Origin of the sequence: Stappia taiwanensis (assembly GCF_014635285.1) — a bacterium.
GTDB classification, from domain to species: domain Bacteria; phylum Pseudomonadota; class Alphaproteobacteria; order Rhizobiales; family Stappiaceae; genus Stappia; species Stappia taiwanensis.
In genome coordinates this window covers 698,086-720,912 of sequence record NZ_BMCR01000002.1, presented here as the reverse complement: position 1 = coordinate 720,912, position 22,827 = coordinate 698,086, and the positions used below count along the sequence as shown (strand labels likewise).

The 22,827-nt window shown below is 65.5% G+C and carries 15 protein-coding genes; 4 read left to right on the top strand and 11 right to left on the bottom strand.

Going from position 1 to position 22,827, the window contains the following annotated elements; translation table 11 throughout:
- Positions 1 to 149: 149 nt before the first annotated feature.
- From IEV83_RS07125 to IEV83_RS07115, 3 genes are all read left to right on the top strand, one after another.
- The gene (locus IEV83_RS07125) at positions 150 to 758 is read left to right on the top strand and encodes a hypothetical protein (RefSeq protein WP_209003011.1); all 609 of its coding nucleotides are present in this window, start codon (positions 150 to 152) and stop codon (positions 756 to 758) included.
- A gap of 39 nt (positions 759 to 797) precedes the next feature.
- On the top strand, positions 798 to 2,483 hold the full coding sequence (locus IEV83_RS07120; RefSeq protein WP_181759508.1) for a methyl-accepting chemotaxis protein: 1,686 nt from the start codon (positions 798 to 800) through the stop codon (positions 2,481 to 2,483).
- Between the two features lie 412 nt (positions 2,484 to 2,895).
- Positions 2,896 to 9,666 (top strand): autotransporter outer membrane beta-barrel domain-containing protein, encoded by a 6,771-nt coding sequence (locus IEV83_RS07115; RefSeq protein WP_181759507.1) that lies wholly within the window; start codon positions 2,896 to 2,898, stop codon positions 9,664 to 9,666.
- A gap of 200 nt (positions 9,667 to 9,866) precedes the next feature.
- Here the strand turns inward: IEV83_RS07115 and IEV83_RS07110 are convergent, their stop codons facing one another.
- From IEV83_RS07110 to IEV83_RS07085, 6 genes are all read right to left on the bottom strand, one after another.
- Positions 9,867 to 10,943 carry a hypothetical protein gene (locus tag IEV83_RS07110; RefSeq protein WP_181759506.1) on the bottom strand — a complete coding sequence of 359 codons (1,077 nt, stop codon included), beginning with the start codon at positions 10,941 to 10,943 and terminating at the stop codon, positions 9,867 to 9,869.
- A gap of 494 nt (positions 10,944 to 11,437) precedes the next feature.
- The gene (locus IEV83_RS07105; protein ID WP_181759505.1) at positions 11,438 to 12,238 is read right to left on the bottom strand and encodes an ABC transporter permease; all 801 of its coding nucleotides are present in this window, start codon (positions 12,236 to 12,238) and stop codon (positions 11,438 to 11,440) included.
- Between the two features lie 3 nt (positions 12,239 to 12,241).
- Positions 12,242 to 13,138, bottom strand: coding sequence for an ABC transporter permease (locus IEV83_RS07100; protein ID WP_244628083.1), 897 nt, complete (start codon positions 13,136 to 13,138; stop codon positions 12,242 to 12,244).
- Positions 13,131 to 14,207 (bottom strand): ABC transporter ATP-binding protein, encoded by a 1,077-nt coding sequence (locus tag IEV83_RS07095; protein WP_181759504.1) that lies wholly within the window; start codon positions 14,205 to 14,207, stop codon positions 13,131 to 13,133. The genes IEV83_RS07100 and IEV83_RS07095 overlap by 8 nt, the downstream gene beginning before the upstream one ends.
- A 158-nt stretch (positions 14,208 to 14,365) precedes the next feature.
- Positions 14,366 to 15,385, bottom strand: a complete 1,020-nt coding sequence (locus IEV83_RS07090) for a polyamine ABC transporter substrate-binding protein (RefSeq protein WP_181759503.1) — start codon at positions 15,383 to 15,385, stop codon at positions 14,366 to 14,368.
- A gap of 111 nt (positions 15,386 to 15,496) precedes the next feature.
- On the bottom strand, positions 15,497 to 16,801 hold the full coding sequence (locus IEV83_RS07085; RefSeq protein ID WP_181759502.1) for an NAD(P)/FAD-dependent oxidoreductase: 1,305 nt from the start codon (positions 16,799 to 16,801) through the stop codon (positions 15,497 to 15,499).
- Positions 16,802 to 16,891: 90 nt separating this feature from the next.
- Between IEV83_RS07085 and IEV83_RS07080 the strand changes: the two genes are divergently transcribed.
- Entirely contained in the window at positions 16,892 to 17,503 is a 612-nt protein-coding gene (locus tag IEV83_RS07080; RefSeq protein WP_209003010.1) for a cupin domain-containing protein, read from the top strand.
- A 34-nt stretch (positions 17,504 to 17,537) separates the two neighbouring features.
- On the opposite strand, the gene IEV83_RS07075 is transcribed toward IEV83_RS07080, so the two are convergent.
- The 5 genes from IEV83_RS07075 to IEV83_RS07055 all read right to left on the bottom strand — a co-directional run bounded on the left by IEV83_RS07075 (position 17,538) and on the right by IEV83_RS07055 (position 22,666).
- A complete protein-coding gene (locus IEV83_RS07075; RefSeq protein WP_181759501.1) occupies positions 17,538 to 18,389 on the bottom strand; it encodes a hydroxymethylglutaryl-CoA lyase in 852 nt (283 codons plus the stop codon).
- 10 nt (positions 18,390 to 18,399) lie between these two features.
- The gene (locus IEV83_RS07070; RefSeq protein ID WP_181759500.1) at positions 18,400 to 19,722 is read right to left on the bottom strand and encodes a TRAP transporter large permease; all 1,323 of its coding nucleotides are present in this window, start codon (positions 19,720 to 19,722) and stop codon (positions 18,400 to 18,402) included.
- Entirely contained in the window at positions 19,722 to 20,213 is a 492-nt protein-coding gene (locus IEV83_RS07065; RefSeq protein ID WP_181759499.1) for a TRAP transporter small permease subunit, read from the bottom strand. The genes IEV83_RS07070 and IEV83_RS07065 overlap by 1 nt, the downstream gene beginning before the upstream one ends.
- 69 nt (positions 20,214 to 20,282) lie before the next feature.
- Positions 20,283 to 21,323 (bottom strand): TRAP transporter substrate-binding protein DctP, encoded by a 1,041-nt coding sequence (dctP, locus tag IEV83_RS07060; protein WP_181759498.1) that lies wholly within the window; start codon positions 21,321 to 21,323, stop codon positions 20,283 to 20,285.
- Positions 21,324 to 21,364: 41 nt separating this feature from the next.
- On the bottom strand, positions 21,365 to 22,666 hold the full coding sequence (locus tag IEV83_RS07055) for a hydroxymethylglutaryl-CoA reductase, degradative (protein WP_181759497.1): 1,302 nt from the start codon (positions 22,664 to 22,666) through the stop codon (positions 21,365 to 21,367).
- Positions 22,667 to 22,827: the final 161 nt, after the last annotated feature.

Below are 22,827 nucleotides of genomic sequence, written 5' to 3'. Positions count from 1 at the left end.
AATTGCGGTTCGGCTCCACTGCGTTAAATGAGATGAAGTCCTTATCAGGGTGCGCGATTACAGGTTTTCGCATGAACTTTCATGCTTTGCACCTTTGATTAACATATCCCGCGAAAAGATAGGCTGCTCAAAATGGGGGAGCCTACGCGATGAAATCACCGACCTTTGTTCTCTTGTGTGCGTCATTGCTGATGACGAGTGGAGCCCGGGCGGAGCCGGCGGCGCCAGATGCCAAGGCGTTGATCACGCCGGCGGTGATCGAGGCGACCCGGGCCTGGCTGACCAACCCAATCGTGCCGCTGTCGGTGAACGCGCAGAACGAGCGGCGGGGCAACCTGACCCAGAGTGAGATCGACGCGCTCGACAAGCAGTGGCGGGCGGAGCGGGAGGTGGCGGACAAGCCGCTGATCTCCGCGACGCTGTCGGCCCCCCTGTCGATTTACCTGTTGCGGGTGCAGGCCGGCAGCCTCGGGCTCTACACGGAACTGTTCGTGATGGACGCCAATGGGCTGAATGTCGGCCAGAGCGCGATCACTGGCGATTACTGGCAGGGGGATGAGGCCAAGTTCCAGAAGACGTTCCCCGAAGGCAGGGAGGCGGTGTTCATCGATGAGCCCGAATGGGACGCGGAGCGGCAGATCTGGCGGGCCCAGCTCAACATGACGCTGGCCGACCCGAAGGGCGCGGGGCCGATCGGCGCCGCCACCATCGAGATCAATCTGACCGAATTGCAGCGCCGCACCATGCCGCAAGGCTGATTGGCTGCGCCATCCTGCTGACCCTTCGAGGACGTTTTCATGTTTGCCAATATGTCTGTTTCGCGGAAAGGCCTGATCGCCTTTCTTGGCATTGCGCTGATTGGCGCGCTCACCGGATTGACCACCTACTACAAGACCGCGTCGACCAACGCGGCGGTGCGGGAGGCGGAAGTGATCGTCTCGCTGGCGCGGGAGATCGACGGACTTCAGACCGCGGTTCTCGATCAGGCCCTGTCGGTCAAGACCTTCCTCCTGACCGGCGACCGGGAGTGGGTGCGCAAGACAGAAGCCAGCACCGCCGGGATCGACGAGGCGCTGAGCGGCCTGGAGCAGCGCCTCAAGGCGGCGGTGCCGGAGCAGGCCGGCCGGGTCGCGGATATCCGCGAGGCCTGGAAGGGCTGGCTCACCGGCTTTGCCAATGAGCAGATCCGCCTGATGCGAGACCCCAACACGGTCGACCTTGCCCGGGCGATGGAGCTGACAAGCACCGGCCAGAGCCTGCTCGACACGCTGTTTGCCCGGCAGGGCGACTTGCGCACGCAGTTGCAGACGCGTGAGAAAGCGCTGTTGGAGTTCGAACATGCCGAGCTCAGCTCCACCCAGATGATCGCCATTGGCGGCGGCTTCCTGCTGGTCCTCATGGCCATCGGCTTCGGGGTCCTCAACCATCGGCTGGTGTCGCAACCGCTGACGCGGCTGGCCGGCGTCGTCCGCCAGTTGGCCGAGGGCAACACCGAGCGGGAGGTGGACCTTGGTGCGCGTCGTGATGAGATCGGCCAGATGGGCGAGGCGCTCAGCGTCTTCCGCGCCAACCTCATCCGCACCCGCGAGCTTGAGGAGGAGACGGCCCGTGACCGGGAAGAGACCGCCGCGCGGCGTCACCGCGACATGCAGGCCGTTGCCGATCAGTTCGAAAGCACCGTTCTGTCGATCAGCGAAGAGATGATGACGGGGCTGGATACCCTGAACATCTCCGCCGAGGATCTGGCCGAGATCGCCCGGGTCACCTCGGAGCGGGCGCTGGCGGTGTCCGCAGCCTCGGAGCAGACCACCGGCAATGTCAACACGGTGGCGAGCGCCTCGGAGGAGCTGTCGAACTCGATTGCCGAGATCGACACCCAGGTCAATGGCGCGGCCAAGGCCGCCACCGACGCGGCTGGCGAGGTCGAGCGCTCCAGCGAGGCGGTGAACCGGCTGCAGCAGGTGGTCTCCAAGATCGGCCAGGTGACCGGGCTGATCACCGACATCGCCGAGCAGACCAATCTTCTCGCCCTCAACGCGACCATTGAGGCGGCGCGGGCCGGCGAGGCGGGGCGCGGCTTCGCCGTGGTCGCCTCCGAGGTCAAGGCGCTGGCCGAGCAGACCGCCCGGGCGACCGAGGAGATCGACCAGCAGATCACCGAGATGAAACGGGCGGCCTCCGATTCGATTGAGGCCACCGCGTCGGTCGCGGAGATGGTGCGGATGATCGAAGAGCGCGCCTCCGCCATGACCGAGGCGACCGAACAGCAGAATGCGGCGACCAACGAGATTGCCCGCAGCATTGCCGAGGCGGCGAGCGGCACCCAGAGCGTGACCGGGTCGATTGGCGAGGTCAGTTCCTCGGCCATCAAGACCGGCGAATACAGCACGGACATGCGCTCCTCGATTGCTGATCTGCATGAGCGGTCGGACCGGATGCGCACCGCGATGAAGGAGTTCCTCGCGACGATCCGGGCCGCCTGAGGCGCCGTCCGAAAAGTGGACCTACAGGGAACGCGTCGGCCATTCCGGTCGGCGCGTTTTTTGTTGGGACCTTTTTTGCCGGCCCCAGTGGGTTGCCCTATGCGGGATGGCGCCGGAGATCGAGACCCAGAGGGATATGTCATCGTAAAAAATGACAATTCACGTGAAAATTTAGCGGGTTGTTAAGCGAATGCGTCACTAGATGGCGCAATGAGAGGTTGCGTAACTGATCGGCTGGTGGGGACCAATGAACAAGTTTCAGATTAGTATTCTAAGTATATGTGCGGCGCTTTCGAGTTCTCTTCTGTCCTCATCGGCAATCGCCGGGTGCTCAATTTCCAACGGTTCGGAAACGTGTACCGGGTCATTCGGTCCGATATTCCACAATGATGGGTCTGTCGTCGATCTGACCTTGCAGGATCTCACCGCTGACTTTGGGGGGAGTGGCTCTGGAGTCAATGCTGTTCTGCTCCAGCATACGGGCGGCGAGGATGAGGTTGGAAAGGACCTTACGTTAACCGGCCATTTCGACAAGGGCTACGGCATCGTCAGCAACAGCGGCGAAGGCGTTCATCTGGAATCCACTGGCGGGGGCGGCAAGAAGGGCTCGGAGCACAAGACGTCCTTCACCACCGCCCGCGGCGACAATGGCCACGATGCCGGTGACGGTGGTGACCTGACCGCGACCTTCTCCAAGTCACCCTCCGGCGGCACCAGCAACGTCAAGCCGATCACATCGGGCATCGGCCACGGTCTTTTCCTTCGCACAACCGGTGGTACTGGCGGGACCGGCGGCGAAGGCTACATGGTGGGCTTCATCAAGGACGGTCACGGCGGCCAGGGGGGGGATGGCGGCCACGGCGGCACGGTCAATATCTCGTTGCTGGATGGCCATGCCATCAATCAGGTCGGTGCGGGCAGCGGCATTGCCGTCATGAGCAAGGGCGGCACCGGGGGACACGGCGGAGAGGGAAAATCCGGTGCCAGTGGCTATGGCGGCGCTGGTGGCGTGGGCGGCGATGGCGGCGATATCACCGTCAATGCCACCGGCGACAACAAGATCCACACCACGGCGGACGGCTATCATGGTGTGGTGCTGATCAGTGCCGCCGGTGATGGCGGCAAGGGCGGCGACGGCGTCGGCGGTGGTGCGCATGCGGGCAATGGCGGCGAGGGCGGTGATGGTGGCACGATCAAGGCCACGCTGAAGGCGGACATCACCACGGACGGCAAGCAGGCGGTGGGCATTCACATGCTCAGCCTGGGCGGAGCAGGCGGCGATGCCGGCGATGGTGACGGCACCTTTCATTCCCATGGCGGCGAATCCGAGGGGCCCGGGCCGGGCGGCAATGTGACGCTGACCCTGTCGGATAGCTCGGTGACGACGGCAGGCGCGGAATCCAACGGCATCCTGTTGCAGAGCGTCGGCGGTTTTTCCGGTGCCTCCGGATCCACCAGCGGTTTTGTCGCCTATGGTGCCAGTGGCCATAGCGGCGGCGATGCCGGGACGGTGACGGCGACGCTGTCCTCGGTGACGGTGACGACGACCGGAGCGCATGCGGCGGCCTTCGAGGCGATCAGCGTTGGCGGCGGCGGCGGCAAGGGCAGCAGCTCCGATGGCTTTGATGCCATGGGCGGCGATGGCGGTGCCGGCGGCGATGGTGGTGCGGTGACGGTCGACCTGACCAAGAGCACGTTTTCCACCGATGGGGTCAATTCCATCGGTGTGGGGCTGATCAGTGTCGGTGGCGGTGGCGGTGCCAGTGGCGCCAATGGCGGTGTGCTGACGACCGGCGGCGCCGGTGGCCCGGGCGGTGATGGCGGCACTGCCGATCTTTCGGTGAACGGTGTCACGGTTACCACCAAGGGCGACAGCTCGATGGGTGTTTATGTCGCCAGCATCGGCGCTGGTGGCGGCAATGCCCATTCACCCAGCGGACTGGAGGCGATTGGCGGCAACGGGGGCGATGGCGGCGGTGGCAAGGATGTCTCCCTGACCGGTTCGGGCGATGGGCTGTCAGTGACGACAGAAGGCCAGTTCGCCGATGGCGTGCTGTTGCAGAGCATTGGCGGCGGCGGCGGCAAGGGCGGCGGCACCTTCAAGCTCAACCTGGGAATCGGGACCACCGGGGTCGGCTCGACCGGCGGCGACGGCGGGTCCGGCGGCAATATCAGCTTCACCGGCACTGACAAGGACATGATCCACACCAAGGGTGCGCAGGCTCGTGGGTTCGTGGCGCAGTCGATTGGTGGCGGCGGCGGCACCGGCGGCACGGTCACCGAGATCGATGTCGGTCTCACCTTCGGCACCCAGACCGGTGCCACGAATGGCAGCCATCACCATGACGGGCGAACGGTGAAGGGATCGCTCGGCGGGTCGATCACCACCGAAGGGGACAGCGCCACCGGTGTTCTCCTGCAAAGCGTCGGCGGCGGCGGCGGGTCGTCTGGTACCCATGCCGATGTCAGCATCGCCGATATCAAGATCAATCACGATATGGGGGCCGATGGCGGCGATGGCGGCGATGGCGGCGAGGTCGACCTGACCTCCAGCGCGGCGATCACCACGAGCGGTCACGATGCCGATGGCATCCTTGCCCAGTCGATCGGCGGCGGCGGCGGCCACTCCAGCAACATCTATTCCGCCGGCGTTGGCGATCTGGAGATGAGCCAACAAGTCGGCCTCATGGGCGCGGAAGGTGGCGCGGGCGGTGCCGGCGGAACCGTCTCGGTGACGTCGAAAGGCAAGATCATCACCGCTGGCGATCATTCCACCGGTATCTCGGCCCAGAGCCTGGGCGGTGGTGGCGGCAAGGCCGGGAGCACCATCTCCGGCATGATCGGCCTCGATCTCGCCTCGCAGATGCTGGGTCAGCTTGGCGGCGATGGCGAAGCGGCCGGCACGGTCGATGTCTCCAGCTTCGGGGCGATCGAGACCAAGGGCTCCTTCGCCTACGCGATCCTCGCCCAGTCGCTCGGCGGTGGCGGCGGCAGTGGTGGCACCACGATCCACGGTGACATCTCCCTGGCCTCGGCCAGCTACACCCATGGCGGTGATGGCGCCTCGGGCGGTGCGGGCAATGCGGTCACGGTGACAAGCGAAGGCGACCTGACGACGACCGGCGATGCGGCGGTCGGCATTCTCGCCCAGAGCATGGGCGGTGGCGGTGGTGCCGGCGGTCTGACGGTCAATGGCGCGGCGTCGATGGCCTCGGTCAATGTCGCGGTTGGTGCGTCCGGCGGCGATGGCGGAACTGGCGGCACGGTCGACATCACCAACAAGGGCGGCATTTCCACTGCCGGCAACCTGGCGGCGGGCGTTCTTGGGCTTAGCCAGGGCGGCAGCGGCGGCAAGGCCGGCGTGCTGGTCAATGGCTCGGTAAGCGCCGGCGAGGTCTCCGGCGCGATCAATGTCTCGCTCGGCGGTGATGGCGGCAAGGGCGGCAAGGCCGACAAGGTGACCGTGGCCAATTCGGGAACGGTCAGCACCACCGGGTTCGGATCCGCCGGCCTTTCGGCCCTGAGCATTGGCGGCGATGGCGGCGCGGGTGGTGTCGTCTACGCCGGAACGCTCAACGTCTCGACCGAGGGCGGCGGTACGTTCGATCTGGCGATTGGCGGCGATGGCGGCGACAGCGGCGTCGGCGGAGCCGTGGAAATCAACAACGACGGCGCGATCACCACCAGCGGTCACTATGCCGATGCGATCTACGCCCAGTCGGTTGGCGGCAACGGCGGCAGCGGCGGCAGCAGCTATGCGGTGACGGCTTCGCTCAGCACCGGATCGAACCTGCAAAGCACCATCACCGTGGGCGGAGGCGGTGGCGGCGGCGCCGTTGGCGGCGACGTCAGCGTCACCAACACCAAGACGCTGACCACCACCGGCGGTTCGGCGGACGGCATCTACGCCCAGTCGATTGGTGGCAACGGCGGCGACGGTGGCTCGGGCATTGCCTTCCTGGGCGACTTCGCCATCGACAAGGACGAGACCTTCAAGGTCAATGCCAATGTCCATGTGGGCGGCAGCGGCGGTCCGGGCAGCGACGCCGGCAAAGTGACGATCGACAACTCGGGCAATATCTCCACCAAATCCGGCTCATCGAATGGCATCTTCGCCCAGTCGGTCGGCGGCGGCGGCGGCGATGGCGGCAGTGCCGGGTCCTATACCGTCGGCTACACCAAGAAACCGGAGGATCTGGAAGGCTCGGGCTTTTCGCTGGCGGTCACCATGGGCGGCAGCGGCAGCGGCGGTGGCCATGGCGATACGGTCACGGTGTCCAATTCGGCGCAGATCCAGACCGCGGGCGATGTGTCCTACGGCATCTTCGCCCAATCTGTCGGTGGCGGCGGCGGCACCGGCGGCAATGGCAGCCCGGGTCTTGAGGGCTGGGCGGCCGATATCTACGAGCTCTACGAGCAGATCAACCAGGCCAAGGAAGTCAAGGAACAGTATGAGGATTGGAAGAGCCTGTTCGAAGGCTTTTCCGTCGATATCGGTGGCTCGGCCGGTCAGGCGAGCAATGGCGGCGAGGTGCTGGTCACCAACGATGGCGGGATCATCACCACCGGCAGCGATGCCACGGCGATCTACGCCCAGTCGGTCGGCGGCGGCGGCGGTGCCGGCGGCGACGGATCCCAGGGGCTTCTCAACTCGGCGACGGTGACCGGCTCGGGCAGCGATGGCGGCGACGGCGGCAGCGTCACGGTCAAGAACAACAAGGGCATCAAGACCTCCGGTGATCGGGCGATGGGCATCTTTGCCCAGTCGGTCGGCGGTGGTGGCGGCGCCGCTGGCGATCTGGAATCGACCATCATCGCCAGCCTCGACAGCTTCGAGCAGACCCTGGGCGTGATGGCGGTTGGAACGGCGTCGACCGGCGGCGGCGGCAATGGTGGCGATGTCTCGATTTCCTCCGATGGCAGCATCGTCACCAGTGGCGATACGGCACATGGCATCTTCGCCCAGTCGGTCGGCGGCGGCGGCGGCGGCCGGGGATCCTATTCCTCCGGCGTTGGCGGGACCGATATCGAGTTCGAGGGTGAGGTCGGCAGTGAGGGCGCCAAGGGTGACAGTGGCGCGGTGTCGGTCGATGTGTCCGGCACGGTCTCCGTCAGCGGCGACAACGCGGCCGGCATCTTTGCCCAGAGCGCGGCCGGCGGCGACGATTCCGTCTCCAAGGGGGTTTCCATCTCCGTCTCCGGCACGGTTACGGCGGGCGGCAAGCACGGCCGCGCGATCCTTGCCCAGACCGGCGAGAGCAAGACCGACGCGGAGGCCTCGGCAACCGACGGGCAGGTGCATGTGACGATCGCCAAGGGCGCGACCGTTTCCACCACCAACGCCGATGCCTATGAAACGATCGCCATTCTTGGCGGCCGCAATGACAACGTCACCACCACCGACAGCAACCCGGATTTCAAGGGCAACTGGATCACCAACGACGGCACTCTGACCAGCGCCAGCTTTTCGTCGGTGGTGATTGCCAATGACGATGCGGCCAGCCTGGCGATCCGCAACACTGGCCTTCTGTCCGGCTCGATCAAGCTCAACGACACCAAGGCGCATTTGCTGATGAACGACAAGGGCGGTGTCCTTGCCATGGGCGACAGCATCGATCTCGGCTCGTCGACTTCGGTGAAGATGTACAATCACGGCACGATGTCGGCCCATGGGGTGGGGAAAGTCGGTACGACCACGCTGCGCACCAAGACCGGCTTCCTCCAGACATCCGACGGCACGCTGCTGGTGGACATGACCACCGACGGCGCAAGCGTTGCGGCCCCCTCGGCGGATGTGCTCACCGTCGATTTCGCCGGCGGCACCGGCAAGGCCGACTTCGGCAGCGGCTCGATCACGCCCAACTGGATCGGCTCCAACACCCTGGCCAGTGGCGACAAGGGCAGCGTGGCGATCCTGCACACCCAGAACGGCGGGTCCATGGACGTCAGCAAGGTGGTGCTGAGTGGCAAGCCGGCGGTCAAATACACGCTCGATCCGAGCCAGGACAGCAACACCACGCTGCAACTGAGCTACGAGGTCGACTACTCCGGTCAGGCGACCGGTGCGACCCTTGGCAACCGGTCGTTGCGCTTTGCCGAGTTCTTCGATGCAGCCATGACGGCGGTGCGCGATGCCTCTGCGGACGACGACACCAGCAAGGCGCTGTCGCAGGTCGGAAACCGGGCGCTCAATGCCGGTTCGGTGGCGGAGCTGGAGGGGATCTACGGCGAGCATGTGCTGGACGAAAGCTCGGTCAGCGCCGCCGGTGCCATCTCCGCCGCACGGGCATTGCGCGGTTTGCTGCAAAGCTGTCCGGAACTGGACCCGAACGCGGAGATCCCGTTCTACCGGCAGCGCGAATGCCTCTGGTCGCAGGCGCTCGGGTCGAAGCAGAACCAGGGTGCGACCAATGGCAACCCGGGCTTCGACGAGGTGATCACCGGTATCGCGCTTGGCGGCCAGCATGAGATCTTCGACGGAACCTTCGTCGAGTTCGCTGGCCAGTATGAGGATGTCTCCGTCAAGGGCAGCAACTTCTCGCAGAACGGCTACCGGATCAGCGCCGGTGTGGCCTTGAAGCACGAGATCGACAACTACACCCTGTCCGGCACCCTCAGCGGCGGTACCTACAGCTACGATCACAAGCGCAACTACGTCCTGGGGGGCGTGACCAACCAGGCACTGGGTGATCTCGATGGCCGCTACCTGTCGGCGGCGGCGCGGATCGCGGCGGTGTTCGAGCACAACACCTTCTATGCCAAGCCAAGCGCGGCGCTCGCCGTCACGCAGATCTGGCAGGATGCGATGACCGAAAGCGGAGCTGGGGGCCTGAACTGGCAGGTGGATGCGCTGTCGCATACCTTCGTTGCCCTGCGGCCGTCGATCGAGGTGGGCAAGTCCTTCAAGTGGTCGGAGCAGTCTGCGGTGGTGTTCCTGCGGGCCGGTGTGACTGCCGCGCTCACCGATCCGGAGATCACCACCACCTCCCGGCTTGTCGGCAGTGGCAGCATGTTCAACGACCTGACGGTTGCCAGCACCAGCGATCGCTTCATCGGCGAGCTGGAGGCCGGGCTCAATGCCGACCTCAGCGACCGGCTCTCCCTGTCGCTGCTCGGGCAGACCGCCTTTTCGGAGAACTCGTCCCAGTTCGGCGGCTATGCCCGGATGAAGATGCGGTTCTGATCTCGCAAGAAGGCCGGCGCCACAGTGTGCCGGTCCTTTCTCTCTGCCGGACATGAAAACAGCCTGCGCCCCGGTCGGGACGCAGGCTGTTTTCGTTTCTGTGGGCCCGTCGTTTGCCGCGAGAGGCGGTCAGTCCGCCTTGCGGGCGAACAGGGCGACGGCGATCAGCGCGGCCAGCCGACTGTCCCGGATGGCGATTCCTAGTCAACTGACGGCCTGTTTCGCCTCCACTCCTCCGGATTGAGCAGGATCGCCTTGGCGGCGGCGGCGGATTGTTCATTGTGAAACAACTGCGGGATGAGCTCGGGGGTCTCGAGAACATCGTCGGCAATCAGATTCAGTAGGGCCGTGCCTTTGCTCGCGCCTGCCTTGTCAGCGTCCTTCAGAGCGCCCTTCACATCATAGCCTGCTTCTTCCAAACGCTGGTGGAACTCCTCGGAGGAGAACTCGGAATAAAAGGCCTCCAGCTGTTCCACGGCTATCCTGTTGAGACGGACCTGACCGCTAACGGTCTGAAGGTCGGCGATGATCTGCTCCAATCCGAGCACTCCGGTGTAGCCGCGGTCATCTACGGCAGTTGGCAGGACATCGGGCAGATGTTCGAGAAGATCTCTGGAGCTGATGTCTTTCTCTCGGCCTACCGCCAGGATCTTGTCGACGACGCGTGGAAGAGCTTGGGCATCGATGTTCAACGCCCTAGACACCATTTTAAGTGTTTCTGCCGTGTCCTCGAACGACGCACCGGAGAACCTGGAGGCTTTGATGGTCGGCCGCAACCTCAGCCAGGCCTCGTCGTAATTTTTCACTCCGGCGTGCCGGATTGCGCGAAGTGCCTCAATGACGTGCTCTATGGGAATGCTTAACGCGTAGGCGATATCTGGGATTTTATCGCCGATCTCTTCTATTTCGCTGTCGGACGCGTCGAGACGAATGCCTATCTCTCTAATCTGCATTTTATAGTCTGCATGTTTTTTAAAGCGATCATAGGCTGTTTCACTGAGCAATATTATACCGCAACCAATGAGAAAGCCCACTAGGACGTTAGACGGCCACCCTGCGAGCTGAACGTCTTCTCTTCTCCGGAGGCGTTCCAGAATTCTGGTTTCGGGCGGCAACGACATCGCCCCCGGCACGTCGCCCTCGCCATCCTTGGCGAGCTGGACCGATTGGGCGGTCCGATGGGAGTCGCCCCAGGATGCCACAGTGACTTCCTGCGCCGTGCCAGCGGCGGTGAAGGCCAGCACCGTGCCGGCGGCGAGTTTGATGGGAAGGTGCATATGTCAGTTCTCCTCTCCCGACTTATGCACGTGGGTTGCAGCGGGCGGCAAGGGTATTTTCTCGCGTGCAATGGGCTCTTGCATAACGTCGATGGGTTTGGGGGGCGACCTGCTGCACCCATTGTAGCCGATAGCGGCGAACAACCCTTCCTCGGGTGCCGGCGATGCGTTCCGCTTCGAAGGCCCGTGCCCGCACCGCTTCGCCAACAATGGCACCACCGAGGCGCGTATCCTGTGGATGGTGACCGAGGCGTTCTCCTGAGCTTTGCCCCAGCCGCCGGGCGGGCGGGGGCCGGTCAGGGGATCTTGCTTGCGATCCGCTCCGCCTCGGCAAGGGCCGCCAGATCGACGCCGGTGGTGAAGCCAGGGGCGGTGATGCGCTCAAGTGCGCCGGCCTTGTCCTCTCTTCCTTTGGAGACGAAAACAGCCTGCGTCCCGGTCGGAACGCAGGCTGTTTTCGTTTCTGTGGGCCCGTCGCTTGCCGCGTGAGGCGGTCAGTCCGCCTTGCGGGCGAACAGGGCGACGGCGATCAGCGCGGCCAGGGTGATGACGATCAGCAACGAGGAAATCGCGGCGATGGTCGGTTCGATCTGATCGCGCAGCGACAGGAACATCCGCCGGGTCAACACCGTGTTGTCGCCGCCGGCGACAAACAGTCCGATCACCACTTCATCCAGGGAGGTGATGAAGGCGAAGAACGCGCCGGAGACCACCGACAGGCGGATCTGCGGCAGGGTCACGGTGAAGAAGGCCACCGGCCAGGACGCGCCGAGGCTGCGGGCGACCTTTTCCTGCGTCATGTCGAAGCTCTGCAGGCCCGCCAGCACCGTGACGACGACGAACGGGGTCGCCAGCAGGGTGTGGGCCAGGACGATGCCGAGCATCGAGTTCACCAGGCCAAGCTGGATGTAGACGTAGAACAGGCCGATGCCGATCAGGATCAACGGCACCATCTGCGGCAGGAGCATCAACACATGCAGGGACCGCACCCAGCGGCTTTGCGCCCGGTGAATGGCGTAGGCGGCGGCCGTGCCCAGCGGGGTTGCGAACAGCACCGTCAAGCTGGCGGCGATCAGTGACACGCGGGTTGCCGCCATCCATTGCGGATCGCTGAAATAGGCCGCGTACCAGCGCAAGGAAAAGCCGCGCGGCGGGAATTCCAGGAATTCCGAATCCGAGAAGGAAATCGGAATGACGATGAAGATCGGTGCGACCAGAAAGAACAGGACGCTGGCGACCACCCCGTAAAGCCAGAGCCGGCGATAGGGCGCGATGGGAAGGGGACCGACACTCATGGCTTACCTCGCGAAGATCCGGTCAAGGCCGGCCAGACGGTGAACAAGATAGAAGATCGCAAAGACGATCAGCAGCAGGACAACGCCAAGGGCACTGCCGGCACCCCAGTCGAAATAGGTCTGCACGTTCTGCTGGATCTTCATCGAGACCATGATGACGCGGCCACCGCCCAGGATCTGCGGCGTGACGTAAAAGCCCAGGCACAGGATGAACACCAGCAGCGAGCCGGCGATCAGGCCGGGCATCGACAGGGGCAGGAACACATCGCGGAAGGCGCGGGCGGGCGAGGCGCCCATGTTGTTGGCCGCGCGCATCAGGTCGCCATCGATGTTGCGCACCGTGGCATAGAGCGGCAGCACCAGAAAGGGCAGCATCACATGGGTCATGCCGATGATCGTGCCGGTCAGGTTGTGGGCAAGGCGCAAGGGCTCGTCGATCAGGCCGATGCCGATCAGCGCGTCGTTGACGATGCCCTGACGCTGCAGGATCACCAGCCAGGCATAGGTGCGCACCAGGATCGAGGTCCAGAACGGGACGATGACGAAGGCAAGGCCAATGGTCGCCAGCCGGGGCGGTAACTGACCGAGCAGATAGGCGACCGGATAGCCCAGCACGATGCACAGCACCGTGACGAACAGGCTGACGAGGATGGTGGTGGAAAAGATCGACAGATAGGCGCTGTACTCGACCATCCGCGTGTAGTTCGCCAGGCCGATTTCGCCGTTGGAGACGAAGGAGAGGGCGAACAGCCAGCCGACCGGGATCACCAGCAGGACGAGGATGATCGCCGCGGCGGGCAGGGAGAGGCCGAGGATCTGGCGCTTCTCGCGCCGCTCGTCCGCCGCCAGTTCCTGCCGGTTCAGCGTGTGGCCGCGTTGACAAGCTGTCATGTCATGCATGGGCGGCCTCGTCGATCAGCACCGTGTCGTCCCGGTGCAGGCCAAGGCGGATCGGCTCGCCGACCTGCGGCATCTCGCTGAGGGCCTGCTGGCGGGTGCCACGGCGCAGGGCAATGGTCTCGCCACCGGGGAGGGTAACGTAGATCAGCATGGTCTCGCCCTGGTAGACCAGCTCCTCCACCGTGCCGTCGATCGGATTGTGCTCGGGCGCGGGAGCGGCACTGAGAATGTCGAGCTTTTCCGGGCGCACCAGCAGCGCCTTGCCACCGGCGCCGGCGGCCTGCCCCTCGGCAAGCTGCAGGGGGATGCCGCCGAAGACGGCCGCGCCGCCGCGCATCTCCACGGGCAGGAAGTTGGATTCGCCGACGAAATCGGCGACGAAGCGGTCACAGGGCCGCTCGTAGATCTGGCGCGGCGGGGCGACCTGCAGGATATGGCCGTGGTTCATCACCGCCACCCGGTCGGACATGGTCAGCGCCTCGCGCTGGTCGTGGGTGACATAGACGGTGGTCATGCCGAGCCGGTCGTGCAGATGCTTCAATTCGATCTGCATCTGTTCGCGCAGCTTTTTGTCGAGGGCGGAGAGGGGCTCGTCCATCAACAGGATCTGCGGCTCGAAGACGATGGCGCGGGCAAGGGCGACACGCTGGCGCTGGCCGCCGGAAAGCTGGTTGATGCGCCGGTCCATCAGGTGATCGAGCTGCACCAGTTTCAGCGCCTCGCGCGCGCGCTCATATCGCTCGGCGGCACCGACCTTGCGCAGCTTCAGCGGGTAGCCGACATTCTCGCCGACGGACATGTGCGGAAACAGCGCGTAGTTCTGGAACACCATGCCGATGTTGCGCAGATGCGGTGGCTTGCGCAGGATCTCGTCGCCATCGACGGTGATGCTGCCGGCTTCGGGGCGAATGAACCCGGCGAGGATCATCAGCAAGGTGGTCTTGCCCGATCCCGACGGACCGAGCAGGGTCAGGAACTCTCCCGGGGCGATGTCGAGACCGACACTGTCCAGAGCCACGAACTGACCATAGGTCTTCCTGACATCGCGGATCGTGATGCTGCAGGCCATATATTTCTTTCCTGTGTTGCGGATCGGCGGCGGGGCCGGGCCGATGGCCCGGTACGGGCGCGGCCGGGGCGCCTTGCGCCCGGACCCGGACTGAAGCCGGGCCGAAAAGGGCCCGACCGGCGGCGGTCGGAGTGCCGCCGGTCGGGGAGTTTTGGGGGTCAGCGCTGGATCATGCTGTCCCAGCGTTCGCGCATGCGGTTGCCGTTCTCGCCCCACCATTCGGCATCGACGACGATCTGCTTTTCCAGATTGGCCGGAAAGGTGTTGATCTTGCTCTGGGCCTCTTCCGGGATCAGGCCGGTCTCGAAGGCGCGCACGTTCACCGGGCCGTAGGAGATGTGCTGGGTGAGCATCGCCTGCTGTTCGGGGGACACGAACTTGGCGATGGCCTTCATGGCCAGCTCCTTGTTCGGTGCGCCCTTGGGCACCGCGAGGCAGTCGGCGTTCAGCAGGCCCTCGTTGTAGGTGAAGTCGATGGCGGCCTTGTCGGCAATGGCGGCAGCGAGCCGACCGTCCCAGGCGGCGATCATGTCGACCTCGCCATCCTTGGCAAGCTGGACCGACTGGGCGCCGGATTCCCACCAGGTGGCGATATTCGGCTTCAGTTCCTCGATCTTGGCGAAGGCACGGTCGACGTCGAGCGGGTAAAGGTCCTTCGGCGCGACGCCATCGGCGAGCAGGGCCATTTCCAGCATCACCTGCGGGCGGTTGCGCAGGGAGCGGTCACCAGGGAAGTCCTTGACGTTCCAGAAGTCGGCCCAGCTCTGCGGCCCGGCCTTGACGGTCTTGGTGTTCCAGGCCGGCACGGTCGAATAGTAGATGACGCCGATCCAGTGATCGTTGACCATCTTGTCATCAATGCCCTTGGCGTCGATCACCGAATAATCGAGCTTCTCGAACAGTCCCTCGCGAGCGCCGATGGCGCAATCGGTGGCGCCGAGATCGACCACATCCCATTCCACGGCGCCGGAGCGTACCTGCAGGCGAATATCGGCAAGCCCGCTCAAGGTCGCTTCCTTGACGGTGATGCCAAGCTCCTTTGCGGTGGGCTTGAACATCGCCTCGCTCTGGGCAGCCTGATAGGACCCGCCCCAGGACGCGACGGTGACCTCCTGCGCCGTGGCGGCGGTGGTAAGGGCCAGCACCGCGCAGGCCGTGAGTTTGATGGGAAGGTGCATGTCGGTTCTCCTCTCCTGTCATATGCACGTGGGTCGCAAGGGCCGGCGGGAGCGTTTCCCCGCACACCATGGGCTCTTGCGAAAAGTCGATGGGTCTTTGCGGGCGCGACCTCAGGCCCTGTCGACCTGCCGGGCCTCCCTGTCGTCGCGCCAGCGGTAGTAGCGGATCAGTGCTTCGAGCACCGGGCGGTTAAAGCCATGGAAGCGCATGGGCTTGATGCCGGTAATCGGGAAGGCGGCGGCCTCGGCCGGGTCGCCGGCGGCCAGCCTCGCCAGTTGCCGGCCCATTACGGTGCCGAGGGCAACGCCGCGCCCGTTGTAGCCGATGGCAGCGAACAGCCCTTCCTCGGGCACATGCAGATGCGGCAGGTGATCGGCGGTCATGCCCACCCGGCCGCTCCAGACAAAGTCGATCTCGATGCCGGCAAGCTGCGGGTAAAGATCGGCGATGGCCGCTTCCAGCGGCGGGGCATCGCCCATGTCCGGCACTTCCTTGAAGGGTGCGCGGCCGCCCATCAACAGCCGGCCGGTGCTGTCGAAGCGGTAGTAGCGCAGCAGCCGGCGGGTGTCGGAGGCGACGTGGCCTTCCGGCAGGATCGAGGCGCGTTCTTCCGCCGTCAACGGGCGGGTGGCGATCTGGTAGCTGTAGATCGGCACGATGGTCCGCTCCAGCCCGGGCACCAGCGTGCCGGTGGTGTACGCATTGGTGGCCAGCACCACGGCGCGGGCGGTGATGCGCCCGCGCGGGGTGTCGATGGTCCAGCGGCCATTGGCGCGGGACAGCCGGTCGGCGCGGGTATTGTCGAACAGCCGCACGCCGAGGCCCGCCGCCGCATGGCCCAGGCCCCTTGCATAGCTGAGCGGCTGCAGGCCGCCGCCGCGATGGTCGATCAGGCCGCCCATATAGGCGCGGGTTCCGGTCAGCCGCGCCACCTCGGCCGCGTCGATGGTATGGATGTTCGCGCCGCGCGCGGCCCATTGGCGGGCACGCCGGGTCACCGTCTCGACCGCCGAGGGGCAATGCGCCGGCTGGATCCAGCCCACCCGGCTCGTCGGGCAATCCATCGCGTAGCGGTCGATCAGGGAAAAGGCCAGCTCCGGGCCGCCGCCGACCTCGCGGACAAGGCGCGGTCCGAGCTCGGGCCCCATCATCTCTTCCAGATCGTCCGGGTCGTATTTCAGGCCGGGAATGGCCTGGCCCCCATTGCGGCCCGAGCCGCCATATCCCAGACTGCCCGCTTCGATGAGGACGGTGTCCACGCCAGTTTCACCCAGGTGAACAGCGGCGGACAATCCGGTGAAACCGCCACCGATAATGGCGACATCGGTGCTGATATCCCCGGGCCATTCCGCTGAAAGCGGGGCAGGGGACGCAGTTGCAGCCCAAAGCGACGCAGGGGGATACAATGTGGACATGGAAAAATGGGAGCCCATTTGCACTTCCATACTTGTGAAATTATATCTAAGGCAATTTCACGCTAATGAAATATGATGGGCTGGTCAACCATGACGGATCAGAATGAAGGCGGCGGCGCCGCGACGGACGACACCGGCGGGAACTCCGACCGGGAGATGGGCGCGCGGCTGAGAGCCATGCGCAAGGCGCGCGGGCTGAGCCTGAAGGAGGTGTCGGAGGGGTCGGGCTCGTCGCTCGGGGCGCTCAGCCAGATCGAGCGCGGCGTCTCCTCCCCCTCGATCAAGGCGCTCCGCTCGATCTGCAATGTGCTGGATGTGCCGGTTAGCTCGCTGTTTTCCGGCGATGAGGGGCCGGGCGAGGAGCAAGGCATCATCGTGCGCAAATGGGCGCGGCGGCGGCTCGACTTTCACCACAAGGGCATGGCCAAGGAGCTTCTGACCACCGGCGAGGACGGCGGCATCCAGTTGATGGAGGTCATTCTCGACGTGGGCGCCGGATCGGGCGACCAGCCCTACAGCCATGCGGGCGAGGAGGCGGGCGTCGTGCTGGCCGGCCAGATGAGCCTGTGGATCGACGGGCGGCGCTATGATCTGGGCACCGGCGATGCGTTCCGCTTCGAAAGCCCGCGCCCGCATCGCTTCGCCAACAACGGCACCACCGAGGCGCGCATCCTGTGGATGGTCACCGAGGCGTTCTACTGAGCCTCGGTCACGGCGCCGGCCAGGCGGGATCCGGTCAGGCGATGGTTGCCGCGATCCGCTCCGCCTCGGCAAGGGCCGCCAGATCGACGCCGGTGGCAAAGCCTAGGGCGGTGATGCGCTCCAGCGCGGCGCGGGTGTCCACATTGCCGCTGGCGCCGGGGGCGTAGGGGCAGCCGCCAAGACCGGCGACGGAGGCGTCGAACACCCGCAAGCCACGGTGAAGCGCGGTTTCGATCATTGCCAGCGCGGTGCCGTGGGTGTCGTGGAAATGGCCGGCGAGCCGGTCCGCCGGCACGTGGTCGAGCAGCACATCGAGCAGCGCCGAGAGGCGCGCCGGGTCGCCGGCGCCGATGGTGTCGCCGAGCGAGATTTCATAGCAGCCCATCTCCAGCATCCGCGCGGCGATGCGGGCGACCGTCTCCGGAGGTGTCGGTCCGTCGAAGGGGCAGGCGATCACGGTGGAGAGGTAGCCGCGCACCGGCAGGTGATCTGCGGCGGCCGCTTCAAACAGCGGCGCGAAGCGGTCGAGGCTCTCCGCCACCGAACAGTTCAGGTTGGCGCGGCTGAAGCCTTCCGAGGCGGAGGCGAAGACGGCGACCTCGTCGGCGCCTGCCGCGCGCGCCCGGTCCAGCCCGGTGAGGTTCGGCGTCAGCACCGCGTAGCGCACGCCGGGTGCGCGGGTGATCCCGGCCATCACCTCGGCGGCATCGGCCAGTTGCGGCACCCATTTCGGGCTGACGAAGCTGGTGACCTCGATCTTGCCAAGGCCGGTGTTCGACAGGGCGTCGACCAGGGCGATCTTGGTCGCCGCCGGCACCTCGGTCTTGAGGCTTTGCAGGCCGTCGCGCGGACCGACCTCGAACAGGGTGACGGTATCGCCGGACATTGTGCGTTTCCTACTTCAGTTGGGCGGTTGCCATTTCCGGCAGCCAGGTGACGATGTCCGGGAAGACGGCGAACAGGACGAGCACGGCGAGCTGGATCAGGAAGAACGGGATCACGCCGCGATAGACCTGGCCGATGCCGATCCCCTCGGGCAGCACGCCCTTCAGATAGAACAGGGTGTAGCCGAAGGGCGGGGTGATATAGGCCATTTGCGCGGTGATCATGAACAGGACGCCGAACCACAGCGGATCGAAGCCGAGGGTGTGGACGATCGGCAGGAACACCGGCACGCACAACAGGATGAGGCCGATCTCGTCGAGGAACAGGCCGAGCAGGATCAGCACCGCCAGCATGGCCAGCAGGACCACCCAGCGCGAGGCCTCCAGCCCCTCGACAAAGCCGAGCACGCTGTCGGCGCCGCCGGTGGCGATGAACACCGAGATGAAGGCACGCGCGCCGATGGTGATCCACAGGATCATGGCGGTGACGCGCAGGGTGTCCGTCGCGGCGCTGGACAGGTTGGCGATCCTCAGCCGCCCGGAGACCGCCGCCGACAGCAGTGCGCCAAGCACGCCGACGGCAGCGGCCTCGGTCGGGGTGGCCAGGCCGAGATAGATCGTTCCGAGCACGCTGAAGATGACGAAGGCGGGCAGGATCAGCGTCTTCAGCGCCGCAAGCCGGACCGCCAGCGGCACGGCGGTCTGGGTGTCCGGGCGGGGCGCCAGCTCCGGGTTCAGCTGGACGCGGACGAAGATATAGAGGCAATAGCCGGCGGCGAGGATGACCCCCGGCACGATGCCGGCGATGAACATCTTGCCGATCGAAATCTGCGCGGTGATGGCATAGACGATGGTCACCACCGAGGGCGGGATGAGGATGCCGAGCGTGCCGCCGGCGCAGATCGCGCCAAGGGCGAGCGGCGCATTGTAGCGCCGGGCCAGCATCGACGGCAGGGCGAGGATGCCCATGGCGGCGACGGCGGCGCCAACCACGCCGGTCATTGCCGCCATGATGGTGCAGATGACGATGGTGCCGATGGCCAGCCCGCCGCTGAGCCCCTGGAACCACTTTTCCATCGCGTCGTAGAGATCGTCGATGATTGCCGATTTCTGCAGGATCGAAGCCATCAGCACATAGAGCGGAATCGCCATCAGCGATTCGGAGGTCATGGTTTCGAAGGTGTTGAGGACGGCGACGATCAGCGCGCCCGGCCCCCACAGCAACACGGTGGCGAGAAAGGCGATGGCGCCGAGGACGAAGGCGAGGCCGGTGCCGGTGAGCATCAGCAGCACCAGCGCGGAGAACATGCCGACGAGGATGAGGGAGCTTTCCATCAGGCGGCATCCTTGGGGGAGAACACGAAGATCAGTTCGGCGAGCGCCTGCAGCATCAGGAGCAGCGCGGCAAGCGGCAGCACCGCCTTGGTCGGCCAGATCACCGGATTCCAGGCCGAATAGCTGGTTTCGCCATATTCGAAGGACTGCATCGCCAGCGGCAGGGCGAACCAGAACAGAATGCCGCCGAACAGGAGCGCCATCAGCGCGGCCAGGGCGGCCAGGGCTCGGGCGGTGCGGCCGGTGGCGCGGGCGGACAGGATGTCGACGGCGACATGGCCGCCGGTGTGCAGCAGATACGGGCCGCCCAGCAGGAAGAACGGACCGAACAGGAGCGTCGCCAGTTCCGGCCCCCAGGAGGTCGGGTTGGCGAGGCTGTAGCGGGAAACCACTTCGAACAGCATCAGCGCCGCGATCACATAGACCAGCCATTTGGTCAGCGAAAACAGCGCCCGGTTCATGGTCGTGACCGCGCGTGCGAGTGCCTGCATCTCAATGCCCCTTGATGGAATGGGCCGCCCGGCGTCTGGCGCCGGGCGGCTGGTCGGATTGCCCTTGGGTCAGAGCAACCGCAGCTCCTGCATCAGTTGACGCTGGCTGTCCATCATTGCCTTGGCGAGTTCGTCGCCCTTGGTGGCCTTCTCCCAGGAAGCGACCGCCTTGGCGCGGGCCTCGGCGACATCCGCCGGATCGAGGGTGATGACCTCGACGCCGGCCTCCTCGAACTTGCCGATGTACTCGCCGTTGGAGACGATGATGTTCTGGCGCAGGGCGCCGGACACTTCGCGGGCGGCCACTTCCAGCGCGGCCCGCTGTTGGTCGTCGAGGCTCTGATAGGCCGCCGTGTTGGCCACATAGGAGGTGGCGGTGGAGGGTTGGTGCACGCCCGGAAGGATCAGGTACTTGGAGACTTCCTGGATGCCTTCCTCGTAGTTGGCCTTGATGTCACCCCGGTCGGCGAAATCGATCAGCCCCTTGTCGAGGGCGGAATAGACCTCGGAGGTCGGCAGCGGCGAGACGGTGACGCCGAAGTCGGCCATGACGGCGGAGGCAAGGCCGACGAAGCGTCCCTTCAACCCGTTCATGTCGGCGATCTTGCGGATTTCCACGTTGGAGTGGATCGGCTCCTCGCCATAGACCGTCGGCGCGATATAGGTCAGGCCGGCGGGGGCGTAGGACTTGCGGGCAAGCTCAAGGCCGCCGCGCTCGTAGAACCAGGCCTCGTACTGGTCCGCCTCGGGAAAGCCGAAGGGAACCGTGGAGGAAAAGCCATGGGCCGGGATCTTGCCGGCGGTGTAGCCGTCGAAGGTCTTCATCAGCTGGAACGCGCCGCCGCGCACCGCGTCGAAGGACTGGGCGGAGGGGACGATCTGGCCGCCGGAGAACGGGGTGATCTCCAGGCTGCCGCCGGTCAGCTCCGCGACGCGCTTGCAGAAGCGCTCCTCGTAGAGCATCGGCGTGGTGCCGCCGCCCCAAAGCGCCTGCATGCGCCACTTGGTGACCCCTTGGGCGCGCACCGAGGTGGCGGCGACGATGGCCGGGGCGGCGAGCGTCACGGCACCGGCGGTACGCAGGAAATCGCGTCTGCTTGATTTCGTCACTGGTGTTTCCTTCCCTTTTATGAAGTTTTTTGTCCTGCCGGCTATTGGTTGCCAAGCAGTTCCTTCGCCTTGCCGACGCTGACATCGCCAGCCGCCGCAAGGGCCTTGGCGATCCGGTCGACCTCTTCGCCCTTCGCACCGGCCATGATGGCGATGTTGCGGGCATGAAGCGTCATGTGGCCCTTCTGGATGCCTTCGGTGGCCAGCGCCCTGAGCGCGGCCATGTTCTGGGCGAGACCAACGGCCACGGTGACCTCGGCCAGTTCCTGGGCGCTGGTGACGCCCAGCACCTTCAGTGCCGCCTGCGCCGCCGGATGGGTCTTGGTGGCGCCGCCGACGAGGCCGAGCGCCATTGGCATTTCGATGGTGCCGACCAGGTTGCCGTTGGCGGCGATCTCCCAGTTGGTCAGCGAGGTGTAGCGGCCATCGCGGGCCGCCCAGGCATGAGCGCCGGCCTCGATCGCCCGCCAGTCGTTGCCGGTGGCGACCACCACCGGGTCGATGCCGTTCATGATGCCCTTGTTGTGGGTCGCCGCCCGGTAGGGGTCGATCTTGGCAAGGGTGCAGGCCTCGACCATGCCGCGCGCCACGTCGGCGCCGGAAAGGCTCTTGGTGGTCAGCGCCTCGGGGGTGAGGGTGACGCTCGCCCGGGCAAGGCGGCGGTCGGCGAGATTGGACAGGATCCGCAGGCGGACGTTGCCGCCGGTGATCTCGGCGACGCGCGGCGCGATCATCTCGGCCATGGTGTTGACCGTGTTGGCGCCCATGGCATCGCGCACGTCGACCAGAAGGTGCAGCACCACCATCGGTCCGACCGGCGAGGTCTCGAACACCTCGATCTCGATCTGCTTGCAGCCGCCGCCAAGGCCGATCAGCACCGTGTCGCGCGAATTGGCCATGGCGATCAGTTCATCGCTCGCCGCCAGCAGGCGCTGGCGCGCGCCATGGGGATCGGTGAGGCCGAGAGCCTGGATCTGCGCCCGCATGATCGGCTGGTCGCTGGAGGTGGTGAACCCGCCGCAGCCCCGGGCGATCTTGGCCATGTAGGAGGCGGCGGCGACGACGGAGGGCTCCTCGACCGCCATCGGCACCAGATAGTCGCGGCCATTGACGGTGAAGTTGGCGGCAAGGCCGAGTGGCAGCTCGAAGGTGCCGATGACGTTCTCGATCATGCCGTTGGCCCGGTCGAGCGGCAGCGCGCCCTTGCCGGCGAGGGCGGCCCTGGCATCGGCGTCGAGCCCGGTGGTCTCGGCCAAGAGGTCGAGGCGGCCGGTCGGCTCCAGCGCGCGCAGGCCTTCCAGGCGCGAATTGATCCGGCGGGCGGGCGAAAGAGTGTCCGTCATGGAAAGGCTCCGGGTCGCGGAATGGGAACAGGATCCGGACGGATCCGATTTTGGGTTCCTCACCTAGGCGGAGGGACGGCTGGAGAAAAGGTACAGTTCATGGCATTCTGAGCAAATCATACTCGTACGAATATTGGTACAGTTTGTCGGGAGGGGGCGGC

What these genes read in the sequence shown, in the direction of transcription:
- IEV83_RS07125 (WP_209003011.1), top strand. Translation starts at nt 150, where the DNA reads ATGAAATCACCGACCTTTGTTCTCTTGTGTGCGTCATTGCTGATGACG.
- IEV83_RS07120 (WP_181759508.1), top strand. Translation starts at nt 798, where the DNA reads ATGTTTGCCAATATGTCTGTTTCGCGGAAAGGCCTGATCGCCTTTCTT.
- IEV83_RS07110 (WP_181759506.1), bottom strand. Translation starts at nt 10,943, where the DNA reads ATGCACCTTCCCATCAAACTCGCCGCCGGCACGGTGCTGGCCTTCACC.
- IEV83_RS07105 (WP_181759505.1), bottom strand. Translation starts at nt 12,238, where the DNA reads ATGAGTGTCGGTCCCCTTCCCATCGCGCCCTATCGCCGGCTCTGGCTT.
- IEV83_RS07100 (WP_244628083.1), bottom strand. Translation starts at nt 13,138, where the DNA reads ATGCATGACATGACAGCTTGTCAACGCGGCCACACGCTGAACCGGCAG.
- IEV83_RS07095 (WP_181759504.1), bottom strand. Translation starts at nt 14,207, where the DNA reads ATGGCCTGCAGCATCACGATCCGCGATGTCAGGAAGACCTATGGTCAG.
- IEV83_RS07090 (WP_181759503.1), bottom strand. Translation starts at nt 15,385, where the DNA reads ATGCACCTTCCCATCAAACTCACGGCCTGCGCGGTGCTGGCCCTTACC.
- IEV83_RS07085 (WP_181759502.1), bottom strand. Translation starts at nt 16,801, where the DNA reads ATGTCCACATTGTATCCCCCTGCGTCGCTTTGGGCTGCAACTGCGTCC.
- IEV83_RS07080 (WP_209003010.1), top strand. Translation starts at nt 16,892, where the DNA reads ATGACGGATCAGAATGAAGGCGGCGGCGCCGCGACGGACGACACCGGC.
- IEV83_RS07075 (WP_181759501.1), bottom strand. Translation starts at nt 18,389, where the DNA reads ATGTCCGGCGATACCGTCACCCTGTTCGAGGTCGGTCCGCGCGACGGC.
- IEV83_RS07070 (WP_181759500.1), bottom strand. Translation starts at nt 19,722, where the DNA reads ATGGAAAGCTCCCTCATCCTCGTCGGCATGTTCTCCGCGCTGGTGCTG.
- IEV83_RS07065 (WP_181759499.1), bottom strand. Translation starts at nt 20,213, where the DNA reads ATGCAGGCACTCGCACGCGCGGTCACGACCATGAACCGGGCGCTGTTT.
- IEV83_RS07055 (WP_181759497.1), bottom strand. Translation starts at nt 22,666, where the DNA reads ATGACGGACACTCTTTCGCCCGCCCGCCGGATCAATTCGCGCCTGGAA.